This is a genomic window from Burkholderia sp. BE12 (assembly GCF_002959955.1).
In the GTDB taxonomy this organism is placed as follows: Bacteria; Pseudomonadota; Gammaproteobacteria; order Burkholderiales; family Burkholderiaceae; genus Burkholderia.
Genome location: NZ_PREY01000006.1, coordinates 178,012 through 196,601, shown reverse-complemented (window position 1 = coordinate 196,601; position 18,590 = coordinate 178,012). Strand labels below are relative to the sequence as shown.

Annotated in this window: 18 protein-coding genes and 2 tRNA genes; 10 read left to right on the top strand and 10 right to left on the bottom strand. The window is 65.8% G+C overall.

Annotation, left to right across the window (positions count from 1 at the left end; translation table 11 throughout):
* Positions 1 to 68: 68 nt before the first annotated feature.
* Positions 69 to 536 carry a hypothetical protein gene (locus C4B30_RS08970; RefSeq protein ID WP_105132385.1) on the top strand — a complete coding sequence of 156 codons (468 nt, stop codon included), beginning with the start codon at positions 69 to 71 and terminating at the stop codon, positions 534 to 536.
* 219 nt (positions 537 to 755) lie between these two features.
* On the opposite strand, the gene C4B30_RS08965 is transcribed toward C4B30_RS08970, so the two are convergent.
* Positions 756 to 832: transfer RNA gene (locus tag C4B30_RS08965), tRNA-Arg, on the bottom strand.
* 187 nt (positions 833 to 1,019) lie between these two features.
* A complete protein-coding gene (locus C4B30_RS08960; RefSeq protein WP_105132384.1) occupies positions 1,020 to 1,850 on the bottom strand; it encodes an undecaprenyl-diphosphate phosphatase in 831 nt (276 codons plus the stop codon).
* A gap of 479 nt (positions 1,851 to 2,329) precedes the next feature.
* Between C4B30_RS08960 and C4B30_RS08955 the strand changes: the two genes are divergently transcribed.
* The 5 genes from C4B30_RS08955 (at position 2,330) to C4B30_RS08935 (ending at position 7,847) form a co-directional block, all read left to right on the top strand.
* Positions 2,330 to 3,241 (top strand): aldose epimerase family protein, encoded by a 912-nt coding sequence (locus C4B30_RS08955; protein WP_105132383.1) that lies wholly within the window; start codon positions 2,330 to 2,332, stop codon positions 3,239 to 3,241.
* A gap of 131 nt (positions 3,242 to 3,372) precedes the next feature.
* Positions 3,373 to 4,074 (top strand): peptidoglycan DD-metalloendopeptidase family protein, encoded by a 702-nt coding sequence (locus C4B30_RS08950; RefSeq protein WP_089499940.1) that lies wholly within the window; start codon positions 3,373 to 3,375, stop codon positions 4,072 to 4,074.
* A gap of 367 nt (positions 4,075 to 4,441) precedes the next feature.
* On the top strand, positions 4,442 to 6,061 hold the full coding sequence (locus C4B30_RS08945) for an acyl-CoA synthetase (RefSeq protein WP_105132382.1): 1,620 nt from the start codon (positions 4,442 to 4,444) through the stop codon (positions 6,059 to 6,061).
* Positions 6,062 to 6,133: 72 nt separating this feature from the next.
* Complete coding sequence (locus tag C4B30_RS08940) at positions 6,134 to 6,457, top strand: DUF2288 domain-containing protein (protein ID WP_027784097.1); 324 nt, start codon at positions 6,134 to 6,136, stop codon at positions 6,455 to 6,457.
* Between the two features lie 10 nt (positions 6,458 to 6,467).
* On the top strand, positions 6,468 to 7,847 hold the full coding sequence (locus C4B30_RS08935) for an MATE family efflux transporter (RefSeq protein ID WP_105132381.1): 1,380 nt from the start codon (positions 6,468 to 6,470) through the stop codon (positions 7,845 to 7,847).
* Positions 7,848 to 7,865: 18 nt separating this feature from the next.
* Here C4B30_RS08935 and C4B30_RS35625 read toward each other — a convergent pair whose 3' ends face one another.
* Complete coding sequence (locus C4B30_RS35625) at positions 7,866 to 8,042, bottom strand: hypothetical protein (protein WP_199779066.1); 177 nt, start codon at positions 8,040 to 8,042, stop codon at positions 7,866 to 7,868.
* 136 nt (positions 8,043 to 8,178) lie between these two features.
* Here C4B30_RS35625 and C4B30_RS35620 point away from each other — a divergent pair, with 136 nt between their 5' ends.
* On the top strand, positions 8,179 to 8,349 hold the full coding sequence (locus tag C4B30_RS35620; RefSeq protein WP_175888554.1) for a hypothetical protein: 171 nt from the start codon (positions 8,179 to 8,181) through the stop codon (positions 8,347 to 8,349).
* 206 nt (positions 8,350 to 8,555) lie between these two features.
* Here C4B30_RS35620 and C4B30_RS08930 read toward each other — a convergent pair whose 3' ends face one another.
* Both C4B30_RS08930 and sixA read right to left on the bottom strand, forming a co-directional pair.
* Positions 8,556 to 9,362, bottom strand: coding sequence for a GNAT family N-acetyltransferase (locus C4B30_RS08930; RefSeq protein ID WP_034206968.1), 807 nt, complete (start codon positions 9,360 to 9,362; stop codon positions 8,556 to 8,558).
* Between the two features lie 170 nt (positions 9,363 to 9,532).
* Positions 9,533 to 9,994, bottom strand: coding sequence for a phosphohistidine phosphatase SixA (sixA, locus tag C4B30_RS08925; RefSeq protein ID WP_158683442.1), 462 nt, complete (start codon positions 9,992 to 9,994; stop codon positions 9,533 to 9,535).
* Between the two features lie 161 nt (positions 9,995 to 10,155).
* Between sixA and C4B30_RS08920 the strand changes: the two genes are divergently transcribed.
* Together C4B30_RS08920 and C4B30_RS08915 are read left to right on the top strand one after the other, a co-directional pair.
* A tRNA-Pro gene (locus C4B30_RS08920) sits at positions 10,156 to 10,232 on the top strand.
* A 190-nt stretch (positions 10,233 to 10,422) separates the two neighbouring features.
* Positions 10,423 to 10,857: a hypothetical protein gene (locus tag C4B30_RS08915; protein WP_027784093.1), complete on the top strand. Its 435-nt coding sequence runs from the start codon at positions 10,423 to 10,425 to the stop codon at positions 10,855 to 10,857.
* A gap of 99 nt (positions 10,858 to 10,956) precedes the next feature.
* Here the strand turns inward: C4B30_RS08915 and ppx are convergent, their stop codons facing one another.
* Entirely contained in the window at positions 10,957 to 12,471 is a 1,515-nt protein-coding gene (gene ppx, locus C4B30_RS08910; RefSeq protein WP_105132379.1) for an exopolyphosphatase, read from the bottom strand.
* A gap of 279 nt (positions 12,472 to 12,750) precedes the next feature.
* Here ppx and ppk1 point away from each other — a divergent pair, with 279 nt between their 5' ends.
* On the top strand, positions 12,751 to 14,814 hold the full coding sequence (gene ppk1, locus C4B30_RS08905; RefSeq protein WP_027784091.1) for a polyphosphate kinase 1: 2,064 nt from the start codon (positions 12,751 to 12,753) through the stop codon (positions 14,812 to 14,814).
* 89 nt (positions 14,815 to 14,903) lie between these two features.
* On the opposite strand, the gene phoR is transcribed toward ppk1, so the two are convergent.
* From phoR to pstB, 4 genes are read right to left on the bottom strand one after another with little or no spacing between them, the layout of a single operon-like run.
* Positions 14,904 to 16,223, bottom strand: coding sequence for a phosphate regulon sensor histidine kinase PhoR (phoR, locus tag C4B30_RS08900; protein WP_089499932.1), 1,320 nt, complete (start codon positions 16,221 to 16,223; stop codon positions 14,904 to 14,906).
* A 57-nt stretch (positions 16,224 to 16,280) separates the two neighbouring features.
* Entirely contained in the window at positions 16,281 to 16,982 is a 702-nt protein-coding gene (phoB, locus tag C4B30_RS08895) for a phosphate regulon transcriptional regulator PhoB (RefSeq protein WP_006750313.1), read from the bottom strand.
* 31 nt (positions 16,983 to 17,013) lie between these two features.
* Positions 17,014 to 17,718 carry a phosphate signaling complex protein PhoU gene (phoU, locus tag C4B30_RS08890; RefSeq protein WP_027784089.1) on the bottom strand — a complete coding sequence of 235 codons (705 nt, stop codon included), beginning with the start codon at positions 17,716 to 17,718 and terminating at the stop codon, positions 17,014 to 17,016.
* A gap of 18 nt (positions 17,719 to 17,736) precedes the next feature.
* The gene (gene pstB / locus C4B30_RS08885) at positions 17,737 to 18,585 is read right to left on the bottom strand and encodes a phosphate ABC transporter ATP-binding protein PstB (RefSeq protein ID WP_089499931.1); all 849 of its coding nucleotides are present in this window, start codon (positions 18,583 to 18,585) and stop codon (positions 17,737 to 17,739) included.
* Positions 18,586 to 18,590 lie beyond the last annotated feature (5 nt).

The following is an 18,590-nucleotide window of genomic DNA, read 5'->3' as shown; positions in this document are numbered from 1 at the left end:
GAGCCCGGCCAGCTATTGCCGCTCCGTCGATGCATTTCCGCGTCGGCGCACTTCGCTCAGGAGTTTCCGTGATCTCTGATCCCCCTACCTTTGTGCTGATCGGGCTGGACCTCGCGCTCGTCGCCATGTTCGCGGTGGGTTTCTATTGGCTCGCTATCAAGGACCGGCCGGCACGCCGACACGCACCTGTCGCTCCCTCGCCGTCTCACAGCGCAGCCGCCCCGCCTTCCGTCGACGTCGATGAATTTAACGAATGGGAAGCGTACGCGCCTTACCCCGATCACGTTGTCCACGCCGCACATGAAGCCAGCGCCGACTCGGTCGATAGCTATCCGCCGTTCGGCCGGCACGAAGATTCCGCCCTCGCATCCTCTGCGATCGATGCTCGCCATGACCTGCACGATGCGATCGATTCGTTGATGGGCGAGCCCGCCAAGCCCGATCCGGCGCCGGCCAAGGCCGCCGCGCCCATGCGGCATAAAAAACGCCAAGGCTGGGAAAGTCTTGGCATCTGCTGTTACATCGATAGGTATTAGTGATCAGCTGACTACCCCTCCGCGCCTCGATCTTGTCGTGTGACGGGTTCGGCATTGCAGCGTACGACACCATTAAAGTGAGCGTTTGTCAGTGAGGGTAGCCCGTCCACATGGATTGTCGGCAATCCAAGTTGACTACAAAAACCTACATGCCGCCTACATGAGCATGCCAACTGAGGACGAGGAATGTGAAAATATCAGCTCACGTACTGATTTTACTGGCCCGCCCTACACGATTCGAACGTGTGACCTACGGCTTAGAAGGCCGTTGCTCTATCCAACTGAGCTAAGGGCGGTCGGGGAGAAAAGACGCGGCCTGACACGAGCCGCATTCGGCATCGGGCTTTTGAGCAACGAGCGGCAGCCACACCGCCCACAACAACACAACTCAAACCCCCGAAACGAAACGGGCCCGGCATGGAGCCGAGCCCGAAATTATACCCGATCATCGCGCCGGATCACGCGAGACCGGTGCCCGCGGCATCAAACCGGCTGCGGATGCAGCATGAACCAGCCGAGGCAGAACACGCCGGCGATCACGCAATACACGCCGAACGAGGCAAGCCTCCCGCGCCCTTCGAAATAGCGCATCAGGAACCGCACGCTCAGGTATGCGGCGATCGCCGTCAGCACGCCGCCGAGCAGCGCGTCGGCGAGCTGGTCGCGCGCATGGAACAGTTTCGGCAGTTCGAGCACGCCCGCGGCAAAGATGATCGGCGTGCCGAGCAGGAACGAGAATTCCGCCGCCTTCTCCGCCGTCAGCCCGGCCGCGTTGCCGGCGATCATCGTCAACCCGCTGCGCGAGAAGCCGGGAATCAGCGCGCCGATCTGCGCAAGGCCCACGAAGAATGCCTGCTTGAACGTCATCTTCTCGGGCGGTCGATGCGCGCGGCTACGCTGAATGCGATCGCCCAGCCATAGCAACACGCCGTTGACGATCAGCGCGATCGCGACGATCCGCAGATCGTGAAACACGCGTTCGATGCGCTTCTCGAGCAGCAGCCCGACGATGCCGGTCGGGATCGTACCGATGATCAGCGCCCACATCAGGTGCCCGTCGTCGTTCTTGCGGCCGCCGAGCTGCGCGAAGAAACCGCCGATCAGCGCGACCCAGCGCGCGCGGAAGTACCACAGCAGCGCCAGCGCGGTGCCGAGGTGAAGCGCGACGAGGAAGGGCAACAGTTGCGGCGCGTGCTTGTCGATATGCATGCCGAACAGCGCCGGCACGAGTAGCGTATGGCCAAGGCTGCTGACGGGGAAGAGTTCGGTGACGCCCTGCAGGACGCTCAGGAATACCAGAAACCAGAGGCTCACGCGTCGGTCCTTTTAGTGAAGATTAAGCGGGAAGGAAGGCGGACGACGCGATGCGCGTCCTGAAAAACGCGCACCGATTATGCCGAGGCCGGATTACTGCGCCAAGGCATTTGGCAGGATATTGCGGCAATGCACACAAACGCTTGCAATTTGTAAGCATTCAGAAAGCAAAAAGCCCGCCATTTGCATGGCGGGCCTGTCGGCTTCGGCAGAAATTGCCGTCAGCGGCCGAGCTGATAGAAAAATAATACCGTGCTCCCGGTAAACATGCCGAACAGTGCGATTCCCATTGCCATTGCCAGATCCATGGCCCCCTCCGCGAAGTGTCATGACCCGGCAACATCACCGGTTTAGAGGCATTATCCAGACCGTCGACAGTGTTAAAAACTCGCAATTTCCCGAGAAGGGTTTTCCCCGACCGCTCGCGGCCCGATAATGGAACGCACGTTGCTCCCGTCACCCGCCCAACCCGATTCGCCATGCCGATCTTCCAGCAACACGACATTCACGAACTCCACGCCGGCCCGTCGCTCGTCCGGGTCGCCCCGCAATTCGGCGGCCGCCTGCTGTCCTGGCACGTCGATGGCGAACCGGTGATCTTCTGGCCGGAAACCGCCGACTGGAGCAATCTCGCCCGTGTGCGCGGCGGCAATCCGCTGCTGTTCCCGTTCCTCGGCCGTCACCGCGTCGACGGTGAAATCGGCCGTTGGCGCGACGCCGACGGCGTGGTTCGCGATCTGCCGATGCACGGTTTCGCGCGCGATCTGCCGTTCGACGCGCATCCGTCGGCCGACGGCGCCGCGCTGACGATGACGCTCGACGCGAACGACGCGCTGCGCGCGAGTTACCCGTTCGATTTCCGGTTCGAGACGACCTACCGGCTCGCCGACGCGCATACGCTGGAAGTCGCGCTGACGACGACCAATCGCGGCGACACGCCGCTGCCCTATTACGCCGGCCACCATTTCTACTTCGCGCTGCCGCACGGCGAGCGGGCCGATACGCTCCTCGAGTTGCCGCCGACGCATCGTTGCCAGCAGCGCGCGGACGGCTCGATCAGCCCGCTCGAACCGGGCGAAGCCCGTTACCGCCTCGACGATCCGGACATCCTCGACCGCTTCCACTGCCTCGACGGCGAGCCGTCCGCGCCGGTGCGCATCGTGATGCCTGGCCGCCGCCGCACGATCGAGATCGCGCTGGACGTGCCGGGCTCGATCCCGTGGTACGCGGTCACGACGTGGACCGAAAAGCCGGATTCGGACTTCTATTGCGTCGAGCCATGGCTCGGCCTGCCCGATGCGATCCACAACGGCCTCGGGCTGCGCACGCTCGCGCCGGGCGCGACCGAAACGGCCGCGCTGCGGATCCGCGTCGCCCCGCTCGCCGGCTGATTCGGCACGCATCGAACCGGGGTGCTGCGGCCCGCCAGCGCCCGAAACTGCGGTGCGCGGGTCGAACCCGTTAAAATCGGACGTTTTGTGTTGCCTGCCGCGTCACGCGCGGCGGGGTTTTGCGAGGTTCAATGTTCGGAACAACAACGAAGCGACTCTTCGCAGCCGCCTGCGCCGCCCTGCTCGTCGCGTGCGGCTCCGCGCCCGTCGGCCCCGGGTTCTACCGCGTCGAGCGTGGCGACACGCTCTACAAGATCGCGCGCGACAACCGCACGTCGGTACAGAGCATCGTGCGCTGGAACCAGATGACGAATCCCGATGCGATCGAAGTCGGACAGGTGCTGCGCGTCGCGCCGCCCCCCGGCACGGCCACCGCATCGACGCCATCGACCACCGGCACCGGCAGCGCGGGCCGCGCGCGCCCGGCCCCTTCCGCGCCGGTCGAATCGGCCGTGAAACCGGCCACGAGCATTGCGCTGATCTGGCCGGCGGCCGGCAACGTGGTGCGCACGTTCGACGGCTCGAAATCGAAGGGCATCGACATCGCGAATTCGCCAGGCACGCCGGTGGTCGCAGCCGCACCGGGTGTCGTGGTCTATGCCGGTAACGGGCTGCGCGGCTACGGCAACCTGATCATCCTGAAGCACAACGCCGATTACCTGACGGCCTACGCGCACAACCGCGCGCTGCTGGTGAAGGAAGGCCAGTCGGTCACGCAAGGGCAATCGATCGCGGAGATGGGCAACAGCGACAGCGATCGCGTCGCGCTGCATTTCGAGTTGCGCTATGGCGGCCGCTCGATCGATCCGTCACGCTACCTGCCGGCGCGCTGAGCGCACGACAGACGACACGCGACGCCGGCGCGCATCGCGTGCCGTCGCGGCGAAAACGGAAAAAATCGAGTCAGCGCTTGCGCAGACGTCCGGTGAAACGGCCGGACAACGGATCGACATGACGAGCAAACGCCACCAGCACACCGATTCCGATCAGGCTGAACCCCGCAGCTATCAGAAGCAAATCCATGGTCACACCACTGTTTTGTCTTGATCTTATGCGTCATTGTGGAATCGTGCACTGAGCCGAGGCGATTGGACGAGCCCGAACATTCCCTATCAGCAAACACCATTGTGGATTCGTCTGCGTGAAATCCTGATGTAAGCCGTTCACCCGACGCCACGCCGACACCCAGGAGACCATGCGATGCTGCCCGCCGCCGACCGCTACGATCACCTCCTCTCCCGCTTCCACTGGGACATTCCGGCGCGCTACAACATCGCCGTGGACGTATGCGACAAATGGGCAGACGGCAGCGGACGCCTCGCGCTGATCCACGAAACGGCGCAAGGCGACGTTTTCCGCATCACGTTCGACGACCTGAGGAATGCTTCTAACCGGCTCGCGAACAGCTTTGCGCGGGCCGGCTTGCGGCGTGGCGACCGGATCGGCATCTTTCTCGCGCAGGGCCCCGAAACGGCGATCGCCCATCTCGCCGCGTACAAGCTCGGCGCGATCGCAGTGCCGCTCTTCACGCTGTTCGGCGTCGATGCGCTCGAGTACCGGCTCGCGAACAGCGAGGCCGCCGCGCTCGTCACCGACGCGGCCGGCTACGCGAAGATCGCGCCGCTGCGGGCGCAACTGCCGGCGCTGCATACCGTCTACTGCATCGGCGACGATGCGCCCGACGCGCCGGGCGTGCTGCACTATGACGCGGCGCTTGCCGCCGAAACACCGGAGTTCGTGCCGGCCGATACGGCCGCCGACGATCCGGCCGTGATCATCTATACGTCCGGCACGACGGGCAAGCCGAAAGGCGCGCTCCACGCGCATCGCGTACTGCTCGGCCACCTGCCCGGCGTCGAGATGTCTCAGCAATGCTTCCCACGCGACGCACACCTGTTCTGGACGCCCGCCGACTGGGCATGGATCGGCGGGCTGCTCGACGTGCTGCTGCCGTCATGGCATCACGGCGTGCCGGTGCTCGCGCGCCGCTTCGAGAAATTCGACGGCGACGCGGCGTTCGCGCTGATGGCGCGGCACGGCGTCACCCATGCCTTCCTGCCGCCCACCGCACTGAAGCTGATGCGCGCCGTCGCGGCGCCGCGCGAACGCTACGCGCTGTCGCTGAAATCGGTCGCAAGCGGCGGCGAATCGCTCGGTACCGAACTGACGGCGTGGGGCCGCGACGCGCTCGGCGTGACGATCAACGAGTTCTACGGGCAAACCGAGTGCAACATGGTGCTGTCGTCGTGCGCGGCGTTGTTCGATGCGCAGCCCGGCGCGATCGGCAAGGCGGTGCCCGGCCATGCGGTCGCGATCGTCGACGCGGCGGGCGCGCCGCTGCCGCCCGGCGTCGAAGGCCGTATCGCGGTGCGCCGCCCCGATCCGGTGATGTTTCTCGAATACTGGCGCAACCCCGGCGCGACGCGCGACAAGTTCGCCGGCGACTACCTGCTCACCGGCGATACGGGCACGATCGACGCCGACGGTTTCGTGCGCTTCGTCGGCCGCGACGACGACGTGATCACGAGCGCCGGTTACCGGATCGGCCCGGGCCCGATCGAGGACTGCCTGCTCACGCATCCGGCGGTGCGGATGGCGGCCGTCGTCGGCGTGCCCGACACGACGCGCACCGAAATCGTCAAGGCGTTCGTCGTGCTGAATCCCGGCCACGTAGGCGACGCCGCGCTCGTCGGCGCGCTGCAGGAACACGTGCGCACGCGGCTCGCCGCGCACGAGTATCCGCGCGCGATCGCGTTCGTCGACAGTCTGCCGATGACCGCCACCGGCAAGATCGTGCGCCGCGCGCTGCGCGACGCGTGAGCGGCCCGCCCCCGCTCGGCCCGCCCGGCCGGATGGTTTATAGTGGCGCCACGCAGCTATTCCAAAAAACCGATGTCCTCTGATCAACACTCCGCCACGGGCGCGTCGCACAGCCCGCTCTACGCCAAACTCCTCGGCGAGACCGCCAAGATCGACTGGTGCGATCTCGAGCGCTTCTTCGCGCAGGGCAAGCTGCTGTCGGTTGCGCGCGACCTCGATCTCGTCAGCGTCGCGGAAGCGGTCGCCAGCGACGATGCCGAACAGGTCACGCGCTGGCTGTCATCCGGACTCGTCGCGCGCATGCCGGCCGAGACCGCCGCCGACTACGCGGCGCGCAACCCGGAGCTGTGGGCGGTCGTCGTCTCGCCGTGGGTCTGCGTGCAGGAACGCGCCTGACGCGTCCGCCATGTCCGAATCCGTCTTACCGCACGGAGCCGGCGCCGCCGCGGCCGCCGTCACGCATCGGCGCGTCCTCGCGCTCGCGTTCCCGATCGTCATCGCGAACCTGACCCAGCCGATCCTCGGCGCCGTCGACACGGCCGTCGCCGGCCACCTCGACGGAGCGCAATATCTCGGCGGCGTCGCGCTCGGCGGGCTGTTCTTCAATTTCGTGTTCTGGGGCTTCGGCTTCCTGCGGATGGGGACGACCGGCCTCGTCGCGCAAGCGCATGGCGCCGGCGACGCCGCCGGGATCCGCCTGAACCTGCTGCGTGCGCTGATCGTCGCGTTCGCGCTCGGCGCCGCGGTGCTCGCGCTGCAGGTGCCGCTGCTGTCGTTCGCGCTCTCCGTGCTCGGCGGCAGCGATGCCGTCCACGCGACGGCGCTCGCCTACAGCCACACCCGAATCTGGAGCGCGCCGTTCGCGCTCGCGAACTACGTGGTGCTCGGCTACCTGCTCGGCGTGCAGCGCGTTCGGCTCGCACTCGTCGCGCAAGTGTTCATCAATGCGGTGAACATCGGCGCCGTGCTGCTCTACGTGTACGGTTTCGGTTGGGGCATCGCCGGCATCGGCGCCGCGACCGCCACCGCGGACGCGTGCGGCTTCGCGCTCGGCGCGTGGATGCTGTGGCGGCTGCGGCCGCGCGGCCTTGCACCGCTCGCGGTACGCGCGCTTGCCGACCGCGTCGCGCTCAAGCGGCTGATCGTGCTCAATCGCGACATCTTCCTGCGCACGCTGTGCCTGCTCGGCGCGTTCGGGTGGTTCGCGCATCTCGGCGCGAAACAAGGCGACGCGACGCTCGCCGCGAATGCGCTGCTGCTGAATTTTCAGACCTTCATGGCGTATGGCCTCGACGGCTTCGCGCATGCGGCCGAGGCGCTCGTCGGCGCGGCGGCCGGCGCGCGCGATCGTCACGCATTCCGGCAGGCCGTGCGCGTCACGCTGTTCTGGTCCGCGCTCGGGGCGCTGCTGTTCGCGCTCGTTTACTGGGCGGCGGGCGGCTGGATCGTCGCGCGTCTGACCGACCAGGCCGAGATCCGCGCCGTCGCGCTGCGCTACCTACCGTGGGCCGCGATCTCGCCGATCGTGTCGGTCTGGGGCTTCCTGCTCGACGGCGTGTTCATCGGCGCGACGCAGACGCAATCGTTGATGCGCGCGATGGCCGTGTCGTTGTCGATCTTCATCGTGGCCACGCTCGCCGCCGTCGGCGCCTTCGGCAATCACGGCCTCTGGTTCGCGCTGGTGCTGTTCATGGCGGCGCGCGGCGCGACGCTCGCGCGCTACCTGCCGGCGCTGTTGCGGCGCATTGGCGCCGACCCGCAGACCGCGTCCGCGGCCCGTGCGTGACAGTGGGCCGCGCGAGCGTTACTGCACGGGTTTCGGCGACGGCGCATCGAGCATCGACGGCGGCGTCATGTCGGTCGGCACGCCGCGATAGTCGGCCGGATCCTCCGGCGGATGGCCGCGGCGCGTCTGGCGCGGATCGCTGCTGCAGGCGGCAAGAAGGGATGCGACCAGCACGGCCAGCATGAAACGGGTCATCAGGTAGGGCTCCGGAAAACGGCGCGCCCATCGCACGCCGGGACCGCGCCGAGTCTAGCGGAAATCCGGTTTCAGGGTTGCGCCGCGCATGTCCTACTATGTACGCATGGCGCTGTGCCGTTGAAAGGAGGCTGCCATGTCGTCTGAAGAAATTGCGGGCCTGATCGGCTTGTTCATCGGTGTGATGGTGCTGGTCGCGCTGTCGTACTTCGAGTCGCGCGAATACAAGCGCAGCCACGAAGGCGAAGGAATGATCCACCACTGGATGGCGGAACACCACCTGCTCGACTGGCGGCGCAAGCACTGAGTGCACCGGCTGCCGCGCGGCCCTCTTTCGGGCCGCCGCGAACGTGCCGCCCAGCGGCGCGGTGCTAGCTGCGTATCGCTGAAATTATCAGGGCCCGATACGCACACACAGACCGGATACACGAACGCCGTCGCGCGGCACCGGCCACGCGACGGCGTTCGCTTGCGCGCGCCGCGCCTCGGAAGGCGCGCCGCGATTCGGACCGCTCAACCCAGGAAGTGGCGGGCGTAGCGCGCGTTGATGTCCGACAGGCGGAACAGCGTCAGGAAATCCGCGCAGTTGAAGTCGGGATCCCAGGCCGGTGCACCGCAAATCTTCGCGCCGAGACGCAGGTAACCCTTGATCAGCGGCGGCGGCGCGACGACGGTGCCGGTCTGCAGTTCGTCGACCGGCAGCGCCGTGTGCGGGAACGCACGATACTCGGGCGCCGTCAGCGAACCTGCCGACAGCGACTGGTACAGGTTCGCCGCGTAGTGACCGCCATCGGCCATCGACACGCTCGCGCAGCCGAGCATCGTCTCGTAGCCGTTCTGCATCATGTACGCGCCGAGGCCGCCCCACAGCGCCATGATGACGGCGCCGCTGCGGTAGTCGCTGTGCACGCACGAGCGGCCGACCTCGACCATCTTGCCGCGCAGGTGCGTGAGGCGCGACAGGTCGAATTCGCCTTCGGCGTACAGGCGGCCGACACGCGCCGCCTGGTGCGGCGGCAGCACGCGGTACGTGCCGACGACTTTCAGCGTGTCGAGATCGCGGACCAGCAGGTGATCGCAATACGCGTCGAACGGATCGACGTCGAGACCGGAAGGGCCGCTGACCTGCGCGCCCATCTCTTCGGCGAACACGCTGTAGCGCAGGCGCTGGGCTTCGCGCAATTCGTCTTCCGTACGCGCCCATGCGGCGCGCAGGCGATACTCCGATGTGACGGTTTCACTGGCGCGCGGCAGGTGGCGCCGCGACGTGTCGAGGGGCAGCGAGGCAAAAGGGAGCGTAGGCGTCGGCAGTTCTCGCATTAGGCTTTCCTGATCGTAAGGAATAGGACGACATGCCCGCCAATGTAGTAATCGGCCGTGACCGTTATGTGGCACGACCGTGTCCTTTCAATGACGTGTCGCCGATTTGACTTTAGCAGAAAGCTTGCGAAACCGTATGATCAATCCCTTCAAACCAATTCAGACGGGCCTCACACCAGTTCGGGCGTCAGGAAGGCGCGCAGCACGGCCTGCCGGCTGCCGTCGCGCGTGCGGCTCGCCAGCCACACGATTCCGCCCTTCTTGACGCTCCAGCTGTCGTCGCCGCCGGCGATCAATTGCGCGGCGACGCTGCCGAGCGTCGGCTGGTGGCCGACGATCACGACCGTCGGCGCGATGCCTTCCGGCCAGCCGGCCGCCGCCAGCACGTCGTCGACGCTGCCGCCCGGCGCGAGTGCATCGACGGTGCGGTACTGGTCGGTCAGCGCCTCGACGGTCTGTACGGTGCGCGCCGCCGGGCTCGCGAGGATCACGGTATTCGTCTCGAGCCGGCCGCGCAGCCATTTGGCCATCGCTTGCGCGTCCTTGCGGCCGCGCACGGTCAGTTGGCGCGCGAGATCGCTCGTCGCGTAGTCTTCGGCCTCGGCATGGCGCCACAGAATCAGGTTCATCATGATGTTCTCCTTGCTCCGGCGAGCGGCCGCGCGCGCTTGCGTGCGGACCGGCCGATCATCACGAGAATTGTCGCAAATCGTGGCCGGTTCGCGGCCGCGGCATTTACCCGCATATCTTGATTGACCGAATCGGTCGTTCGACGTTATTATCTTTGGCTCGTCGGAGCGTAGCGCAGCCTGGTAGCGCATCTGATTTGGGATCAGAGGGTCGTAGGTTCGAATCCTATCGCTCCGACCAAGGAATCAAGGGGTTACGGTTGAACACCGTAGCCCCTTTTCCGTTTACGGGCACTTTTTACGGTCCTTGAATCGGCCGTCCATTTTCGGGGCTCGCGACGATGCGGCCCGGACACGGTTCAACTGCCAAGCCCGCGCACGGAACTTGCTGGAACACGCGATAATACGTGTGAACAACCCGCAAACCGCGCATGAAAAACAACGTTCTCAAGCCAATCCTCTGCGCGTCGCTACTCGTGCTCGCCACCGCCGGCACCGCGTCGGCGAAAGCGCTCGACGACGCGCTCGACTGCCATTCGACCGGCCACAAGTTCGTCGCGCCGCTGCTCGCCTCCGGCGACATCCAGTCGGAGCCGATGCACGTCGAATCGAACTCGGTCAATGCATTCCGCACGAACCGCCCGCTGACGGCCTACGGCTTCGGCGTCTACGTCGTGCTCGGCTACCAGGCGAACGACCCGATCTTCCGGCCGGGCGACGGCACGCCGATCGGCGACTGGGCCTACGGGGTCGTCGTGCGCGGCACGAAGAGTTCGGTCGAGGAAGCGGTGCGCAAGGCCGGCAGCGACGCAACCGTCAAGCAGGCGTTCCCGTTCCTGACGGCGATCGTCTGCTCGTCGGACTGAGCGGACCGCCAGCACGATCGCGCGGCCGCGCCTGACCGGGCGCCGCCGCGTATCGCCTCACCCGGAGCCCGAGCGCCTTGCGGGCCCGCTATCGGCCTGTCACGCGCCGGTATACACCACGCGATACGGGATACCGACCTTCTCCCACTCCGCCGCCTCCTGGCTGAGGCTGTAGTCGGTCAACGGGTTCTGCTCGACCCATGCGCCCGGCAGACGCACCTCATACCCGCCCTTCTTCATCCGCGAAACGGAAATGTCGGGTAGCCCCGCATCGGTCCGGCGCCGGCACAGCAGCGCCGCGAGCCGCAGGCAGAACAGCAGCGGCCATTCGACCTCGCGCGCCTGCGACAGTTTGCCGAGCTTGCCCGCATGGCCGAGCACGAGCGCGGCGAGCCGCGCCTGGTCGGTACGCGAAAAACCCGGCATGTCCGCGTTGCTCGCGATATAGGCCGAATGCTTGTGATACGCGCTGTGCGAGATCGACAGGCCGATCTCGTGCAACGCGGCCGCCCAGCCGAGGAACATCCGCCCTTCCTCGCGCGCTTCCTCGTCGTCTTCCTCGAGTTCGTCGTAGAAACGCCCCGCGAGCGCACCGATCCGCTCGGCCTGCGCACGATCGACGCCGTAGCGGCGCGTGAAGCCCTCGACGGTCACCGCACGCATGTCCTCGTGCTGCGTCCGGCCGAGCAGGTCGTACAGCACGCCGAGGCGCAGCGCGCCGTCGGTCGTATCGACGTAGTCGACGCCGAGTTCCTCGAACACCGCCAGCATGATCGCCAGGCCGCCCGCGAGCACCGGCACGCGGTCGGGCTTCAGCGCGATCAGCTTCAGCCGGTTGACGTTCTCCGACTTGATCAGCGCACGCTTGAGCCGCTCGAGGCCGCCGCGCGAAATGCCGTGGGTGATGCCCGGATCGTTGAAGCCGTTCGCCTCGACGAGCTCCGCGAGCGCGCGCGCGGTGCCGGACGAACCGATCGCCTGGTCCCAGCCGGCCTTCTTGTATTCGCTCGAAATGATCTGGATCTCGCGCTTGGCCGCGAGTTCGGCCTGCCGCATCGTGTATTCGTCGACGTTGCCGGCCGGAAAGAAGGTGCGGCTATGGCTCACGCAGCCGATATAGAGGCTCTCCATCACGATCGGCGTGTAGTGCGAGCCGATGATGAATTCGGTCGAGCCGCCGCCGATGTCGACGACGAGCCGCTTGCCGGCGCTCGCCGGCACCGAGTGCGCGGCGCCCGCATAGATGAGGCGCGCCTCTTCGCGGCCCGCGATCACTTCGATCGGGAACCCGAGCGCCGCCTCGGCCTCGCCGAGGAACTCGGCGGCGTTCTTCGCGACGCGCAGCGTGTTGGTCGCCACCGCGCGCACATGATCGGGATGGAAATCGCGCAGGCGCTCGCCGAACCGCTTGAGCGCCTCCCAGCCACGCTCCTGCGACGCGCGATCGAGCATCTTGTCGCTCGACAGGCCCGCGGCCAGCCGAACCGGCTCGCGCAGCGCATCGACGGGATAGATCTGGCTGCCCGCCGGCGTTTCCTCGACGCGCCCGACGATCAGCCGGAAGCTGTTCGAGCCGAGATCCACGGCAGCCAGCAAGTGGGGAGTTGTAACCATCAGAAGGGGGCTCCGTGCGCGTTCTTCCGCGGCAGCCGTTCCGGCAACCGCGGGGGATCAATCAAAGGCGACATTTTAAGCGTGGAACGCTTGCCGTTGCCACGCTTCACGGGCATGCACACTGCTCGATTCCATATAGCCGAAACATTTATGCGACGAAAGGGTTACGGCGTAGAATTTCCCGATATAAAACCATTACTGTCATCAGCACGTCATCGTACCGTGAGAGTTTCCGAGCGTCCTTTCGAATCATCGCCTGAATCATCCCCTACTCTGCCGATGTCCGTCCGTTACCCGCTTCTCAATCGTGAACTCGGCATCCTCGGTTTCAACGAGCGCGTGCTGGCCCAGGCGGCCGATCCGCAAGTCCCGTTGCTCGAGCGCCTGCGCTTCATCTGCATCACCAGCAGCAATCTCGACGAATTCTTCGAAGTCCGGATGGCCGGCCTGCAGGAACAAATCCGCGACAACCCCGGCGCGCTGACGCCCGACGGCATGTCGTTACAGCACGCTTACGATCTCGTCGTCGAACGCGCGCAGCGGCTCGTTCATCGACAGTACACGATGCTGCACGAAACCGTGCTGCCGGCGCTCGAACAGGAAGGCATCTACTTCCACGCGAGCGACTCGTGGAACGACGAGCAGCTCGAATGGGCGCGCCACTACTTCCTCGACGAACTGCTGCCCGTGCTGACGCCGATCGGCCTCGATCCCGCCCACCCGTTCCCGCGCGTGCTGAACAAGAGCCTGAACTTCGTCGTCGAGCTCGAAGGCCGCGACGCGTTCGGCCGCCAGGCCGTGATGGGCATCGTGCAGGCGCCGCGCGCGCTGCCGCGCGTGGTGCGCATGCCGCATGCGCTGTCGGGTTTCGAGCACGGCTTCGTGCTGTTGAGCTCGTTCATGCAGCGCTTCGTCGGCGAACTCTTCCCGCAACTCGTCGTGAAGAGCTGCAACCAGTTCCGCATCACGCGCAACAGCGAGCTGTTCGTCGACGAAGACGAAATCACGAACCTGCGTGTCGCGCTGCAGGGCGAACTGCCCGCGCGCCATCTCGGCAACGCGGTACGCCTCGAAGTGTCGGCCGACACGCCGCTGCACATCGTGCGACGCCTGCTCGAGGAAAGCGAACTCGGCGACAAGGACTGCTATCGCGTGGCCGGGTCCGTGAATCTCGTGCGCCTGATGCAGATTCCCGATCTCGTCGACCGCCCCGACCTGAAGTTCGCGCCGTTCACCGCCTCGACCCCTGCCGCCATCACCAACGCGCCGACGATGTTCGACGCGATCGACGCCGGCGACATCCTGCTGCATCACCCGTACGAGAGCTTCCAGCCCGTGCTCGAACTGCTGCAGCAGGCCGCGAAAGACCCGAGCGTCGTCGCGATCAAGCAGACGATCTACCGCACGGGCACCGTCTCGCCGCTGATGGACGCGCTGATGGAAGCCGCGCGCAACGGCAAGGAAGTGACCGTCGTCGTCGAGCTGCTCGCGCGCTTCGACGAGGAAACCAACATCAACTGGGCGTCGCAGCTCGAAGCCGTCGGCGCGCATGTCGTGTACGGCGTGGTCGGCCACAAGTGCCACGCGAAGATGATGCTGATCGTGCGACGCGTCGTGCAGGGCGGCAAGGCGACGCTGCGCCGCTACGTGCACCTCGGTACCGGCAACTACCATCCGCGCACCGCGCGCCTCTACACCGACTTCGGGTTGATGACGGCCGACCAGAAGATCTGCGAGGACGTTCATCACGTCTTCCAGCAACTGACCGGGATCGGCGGCGAACTGACGCTGCACGAGCTGTGGCAGTCGCCGTTCACGCTGCATCCGCGCATCATCGATTCGATCCGCGCGGAGATCGACAATGCGCAGGCCGGCAAGCGCGCGCGCATCGTCGCGAAAATGAACGCGCTGCTGGAGCCGTCGGTGATCGCTGCGCTGTACGAAGCGTCGCAGGCCGGCGTCAAGGTCGACCTGATCGTGCGCGGCGTGTGCGCGCTGAAGCCCGGCGTGCCGGGGCTGTCGGAAAACATCACGGTGCGCTCGATCGTCGGCCGCTTCCTCGAACACCACCGCATCTACTATTTCCACGCGGGCGGCGCCGAGGAAGTCTATCTGTCGAGCGCCGACTGGATGGACCGCAACCTGTTCCGGCGCGTCGAAGTCGCGTTCCCGGTCCGAGAGCGCAAGCTCAAGCGGCGCGTGATCGCCGAAGGGCTGTCGGTGTGCCTCGGCGACAACCAGTCGGCATGGCAGATGCACAGCGACGGCCACTATCGCCGCCGCCGCACCGGCAAGACGATCCGCAACGCGCAGCTCGGGCTGCTCGCGAAGTTCTGCACGTGAGCCGTCGGCGCGATGCGGGGCGAGCGCCGCCGCTTCACCAAAAAAAAGCAGCCCGCGGGCTGCTTTTTTAACGCCGGACCGCTACGCGATCATGCTTCGTAAGCGGCCGGCCGGATCGCGATGATGCGCGAGCCCGGGAACCGCGCGGTGAACGTACTGCCGCGCCCTTCCTCGCTCTGTACGTACAGATGCGCGTCGTGCCGCTGCAGCACGTGCTTGACGATCGCGAGCCCGAGGCCCGTGCCGCCCGTATCGCGCGAACGGCTGCGGTCGACGCGGTAGAAGCGCTCGGTGAGCCGCGGCAGATCCGCGGCCGGAATCCCGAAGCCGCTGTCGGTGACGGAAAACACGCCCTGCGCGCCCTCGCGCCGCCACGACACGACGATCTTGCCGCCGTCCGGCGTATAGCGGATCGCGTTCGTGACGAGATTCGCGAACGCGCTGAACAGCTCCGTCTGCGCCCCCGTGACGCCGAGCGTCTCGTCGATCGAGAACGCGATATCGTGATGCCCGCTCGACAGCGTCTGCGCATCTTCCTTCAGATGATCGAACACCGCGCGCATGTCGATCGCGTGATCGACCGGCGGCCTGCTCTCGCCTTCCAGCTTCGCGAGCACCAGCAGGTCGGTCACGATGTGCCGCATCCGCGACGCCTGCTGCTCCATCATGTCGAGATAGCGCGCGCGATCCTCCTCGTTCAGCGGCAGCTCGCGCATCGTCTCGAGGAAGCCCGACAGCACGGTGAGCGGCGTCTTCAACTCGTGCGACACGTTCGCGACGAAGTCGCGCCGCATCGCGTCGGTGCGCTCGAGCTCGGTGATGTCCTGGGTGAGCAGCAGCTTGCGGTTCTCGCCGTACGGAAACACCTGCACGGCCAGCACGTTCTGCCGCGAGTCGCCCATGCCGCGCATCAACAGCGTCTCCTCGTAATGCTGCGCATTCAGGTAGCGGACGAAATCGGGATGGCGCACCAGGTTCGTGATGTGCTGGCGCAGGTCGCGCTTCGCGTCGAGGCCGAAATGGACTTCGGCGATCGCGTTGCACCACTCGATCTGGTCGTGGTCGTCGAGCATCGCGACGCCGTTCGGCGATGCCTGGATCGCCTGGATGAAGCGCGAGTGCTGCTGTTCGACCTGGCGCACCTGCGCATGCCACTGCTTCGCGAGCTTGTGCAGCCGATAGTAGATCTCGCCCCAGATGCCCGGCGCGCTCGGCACTTCGCCGTAGACCGGCGCATCGAGCAGGCGCCACAGACGTTGCGTATGGAAGGTGCTGAAAAAGCCCTGCGCGACCAGCATCACGACCACGAACACGAGGCCCGCGGTCGGGCCGGCGAAGACGCCGACCAATACGCCGATCAGCACGAGCAGCACGAGCGACACCAGAAAGCGCGCCCAGATGATGTTCATGATTCAGCGTCCGAAAGAATGAACGGCACGCCGCGGCACACGGCATGCCCGAATACGTTACGCGTGCTTGGCGAGGCGGTAGCCGCTGCCGCGCACGGTTTCGATCATCGCATCGCAGCCGGCCGGTTTCAAGGCCGCGCGCAATCGTTTGATGTGCACGTCGACGGTGCGCTCCTCGACGAACACGTGGTCGCCCCACACCTGGTCGAGCAGCTGCGTGCGGCTGTGCACGCGCTCCGGATGCGTCATGAAGAAATGCAGCAGGCGGAACTCCGTCGGGCCGAGATCGAGCTTGATCTCGCTGCCGTCCCCGTGCGCGGCGACGCGATGCGTGGCCGGGTCGAGGCGCAGCCCGTTGATCGACACGACGTCCTCGGTCAGCTGCGGCGCGCGGCGGCGCAGCACGGCCTTGATGCGCGCCATCAATTCCTTCGGCGAGAACGGCTTCGTCACGTAGTCGTCCGCGCCGATCTCGAGGCCGAGCACCTTGTCCTGCTCGTCGCCGCGGGCGGTGAGCATGATGATCGGGATGTGTTTGGTCCGTTCGTTGTTGCGCAGGTCGCGCGCGAACGCGATACCGGACTTGCCCGGCAGCATCCAGTCGAGCAGCACGAGATCGGGCAGCACATCGCTGATCAGGTTCTGCGCCTGTTCGGCGTTGTACGCACGGATCGGGCAGTGACCGGCGTGCTGGAGATTCACCGAGATCAGTTCGGAAATCGCGGGCTCATCTTCAACGACGAGAATGTTGCTGGGCATCGGCACCTCTGTTCTTCCTATACGGAGTCGATTAACTGTTGGCTTCGCGATCGAGCGTGTCGCGCGGCTGGTGCCGCACGTCGGTGCCCTTCACGATGTAGATGATGAATTCGGCGATGTTCTTCGCGTGGTCGCCGATCCGTTCGATCGCCTTCGCGATGAACAGGTAGTCGAGGCCGACCGAGATCGTGCGCGGATCTTCCTGCATGTACGACACGAGCTTGCGCACGAACGCGCGGAATTCCATGTCGATTTCCTTGTCGTCCTTGACGATCTGCGCGGCGGCCACCGTATCGAGACGCGCAAACGCATCGAGCGCGCGGCGCAGGATCGACACGGCCATCTCGCCCGACACCTTGATCTCGGCGATGTTGACCGCACGCGCGGCCGGCTCGTCGACCAGGCGGCGCACGCGCTTCGCGATCTTCTCGGCCTCGTCGCCGGCGCGCTCGAGGTTCGTAATCGTTTTCGAAATCGACATCAAAAGGCGCAGGTCGCGCGCGGCAGGCTGCCTCCGCGCGATGATGTTGCCGCACTCCTGGTCGATGTCCACTTCCATCGCGTTCAGCGTTTCCTCGGCCGTGATCACCTTCTCGGCCGCATCGCGGTCGAATTCGTTCAGCGCGTGCATCGCACCGACGATCTGCGACTCCACGAGTCCGCCCATTTCCAGCACTTTCGACGACACGGCATTCAGGTCCGCATCGAACTGGCTCGACAGATGTTTATCCGACATGATTGTTGTTCTCCGTCATCAACCGAAGCGGCCGGTGATGTAGTCTTCCGTTTCCTTGCGCACCGGCTTGATGAAGATCTTTTCGGTCTCGCCGAACTCGATCAGCTCGCCCAGGTACATGTAGGCCGTGTAATCCGAGCAGCGTGCGGCCTGCTGCATGTTGTGCGTGACGATCACGACCGTGTAGTCGCTCTTCAGCTCCGCGATCAGCTCCTCGATGCGGCCCGTCGAGATCGGGTCGAGCGCCGAGCACGGTTCGTCGAGCAGCAGCACTTCCGGACGGATCGCGATGCCGCGCGCGATGCACAGACGCTGCTGCTGGCCGCCCGACAGCCCGTAACCGCTCTGGCCCAGCTTGTCCTTCACTTCGTTCCACAGCGCGGCCTTCGTGAGCGCCCATTCGACGCGGTCGTCCATTTCCGAACGCGTGAGCTTTTCGAACATCTTCACGCCGAACGCGATGTTGTCGTAGATCGACATCGGGAACGGGGTCGGCTTCTGGAACACCATGCCGATCCGCGCGCGCAGCAGCGAGATGTCGCGCTTCGTCGTCAGCAGGTTCTCGCCGTCCATCAGGATTTCGCCTTCGGCGCGCTGCTCCGGATAGAGCGCGAACATCTTGTTGAACGTGCGCAAGAGCGTCGACTTGCCGCAGCCCGACGGGCCGATGAACGCCGTCACCTTCCCTTCGGGAATGCGCAGGTTGATGTTCTTCAGCGCGTGGAACTTGTTGTAGAAGAAGTTGAGGTTGTTGACCTCGATCTTCGCGTTCAGCGGCGCGAGCGGACGGCCATTCGCCGCATCTTGCGTGCCGGCGGGCGCAGCGGTGCGCTCGACGGGATTCAGGTGGCTTTCTGCCATATTCATCGGAT

Excerpts from the sequence above, each read along its gene's own strand:
- phoR (WP_089499932.1), bottom strand. The coding sequence starts at position 16,223 with ATGAACATCATCTGGGCGCGCTTTCTGGTGTCGCTCGTGCTGCTCGTG.
- C4B30_RS08940 (WP_027784097.1), top strand. The coding sequence starts at position 6,134 with ATGTCCTCTGATCAACACTCCGCCACGGGCGCGTCGCACAGCCCGCTC.
- ppk1 (WP_027784091.1), top strand. The coding sequence starts at position 12,751 with ATGTCCGTCCGTTACCCGCTTCTCAATCGTGAACTCGGCATCCTCGGT.
- C4B30_RS08955 (WP_105132383.1), top strand. The coding sequence starts at position 2,330 with ATGCCGATCTTCCAGCAACACGACATTCACGAACTCCACGCCGGCCCG.
- C4B30_RS08930 (WP_034206968.1), bottom strand. The coding sequence starts at position 9,362 with ATGCGAGAACTGCCGACGCCTACGCTCCCTTTTGCCTCGCTGCCCCTC.
- C4B30_RS08945 (WP_105132382.1), top strand. The coding sequence starts at position 4,442 with ATGCTGCCCGCCGCCGACCGCTACGATCACCTCCTCTCCCGCTTCCAC.
- ppx (WP_105132379.1), bottom strand. The coding sequence starts at position 12,471 with ATGGTTACAACTCCCCACTTGCTGGCTGCCGTGGATCTCGGCTCGAAC.
- C4B30_RS35625 (WP_199779066.1), bottom strand. The coding sequence starts at position 8,042 with ATGACCCGTTTCATGCTGGCCGTGCTGGTCGCATCCCTTCTTGCCGCC.
- C4B30_RS08935 (WP_105132381.1), top strand. The coding sequence starts at position 6,468 with ATGTCCGAATCCGTCTTACCGCACGGAGCCGGCGCCGCCGCGGCCGCC.
- C4B30_RS08915 (WP_027784093.1), top strand. The coding sequence starts at position 10,423 with ATGAAAAACAACGTTCTCAAGCCAATCCTCTGCGCGTCGCTACTCGTG.
- pstB (WP_089499931.1), bottom strand. The coding sequence starts at position 18,585 with ATGAATATGGCAGAAAGCCACCTGAATCCCGTCGAGCGCACCGCTGCG.
- phoB (WP_006750313.1), bottom strand. The coding sequence starts at position 16,982 with ATGCCCAGCAACATTCTCGTCGTTGAAGATGAGCCCGCGATTTCCGAA.
- phoU (WP_027784089.1), bottom strand. The coding sequence starts at position 17,718 with ATGTCGGATAAACATCTGTCGAGCCAGTTCGATGCGGACCTGAATGCC.
- C4B30_RS08950 (WP_089499940.1), top strand. The coding sequence starts at position 3,373 with ATGTTCGGAACAACAACGAAGCGACTCTTCGCAGCCGCCTGCGCCGCC.
- C4B30_RS35620 (WP_175888554.1), top strand. The coding sequence starts at position 8,179 with ATGTCGTCTGAAGAAATTGCGGGCCTGATCGGCTTGTTCATCGGTGTG.
- sixA (WP_158683442.1), bottom strand. The coding sequence starts at position 9,994 with ATGATGAACCTGATTCTGTGGCGCCATGCCGAGGCCGAAGACTACGCG.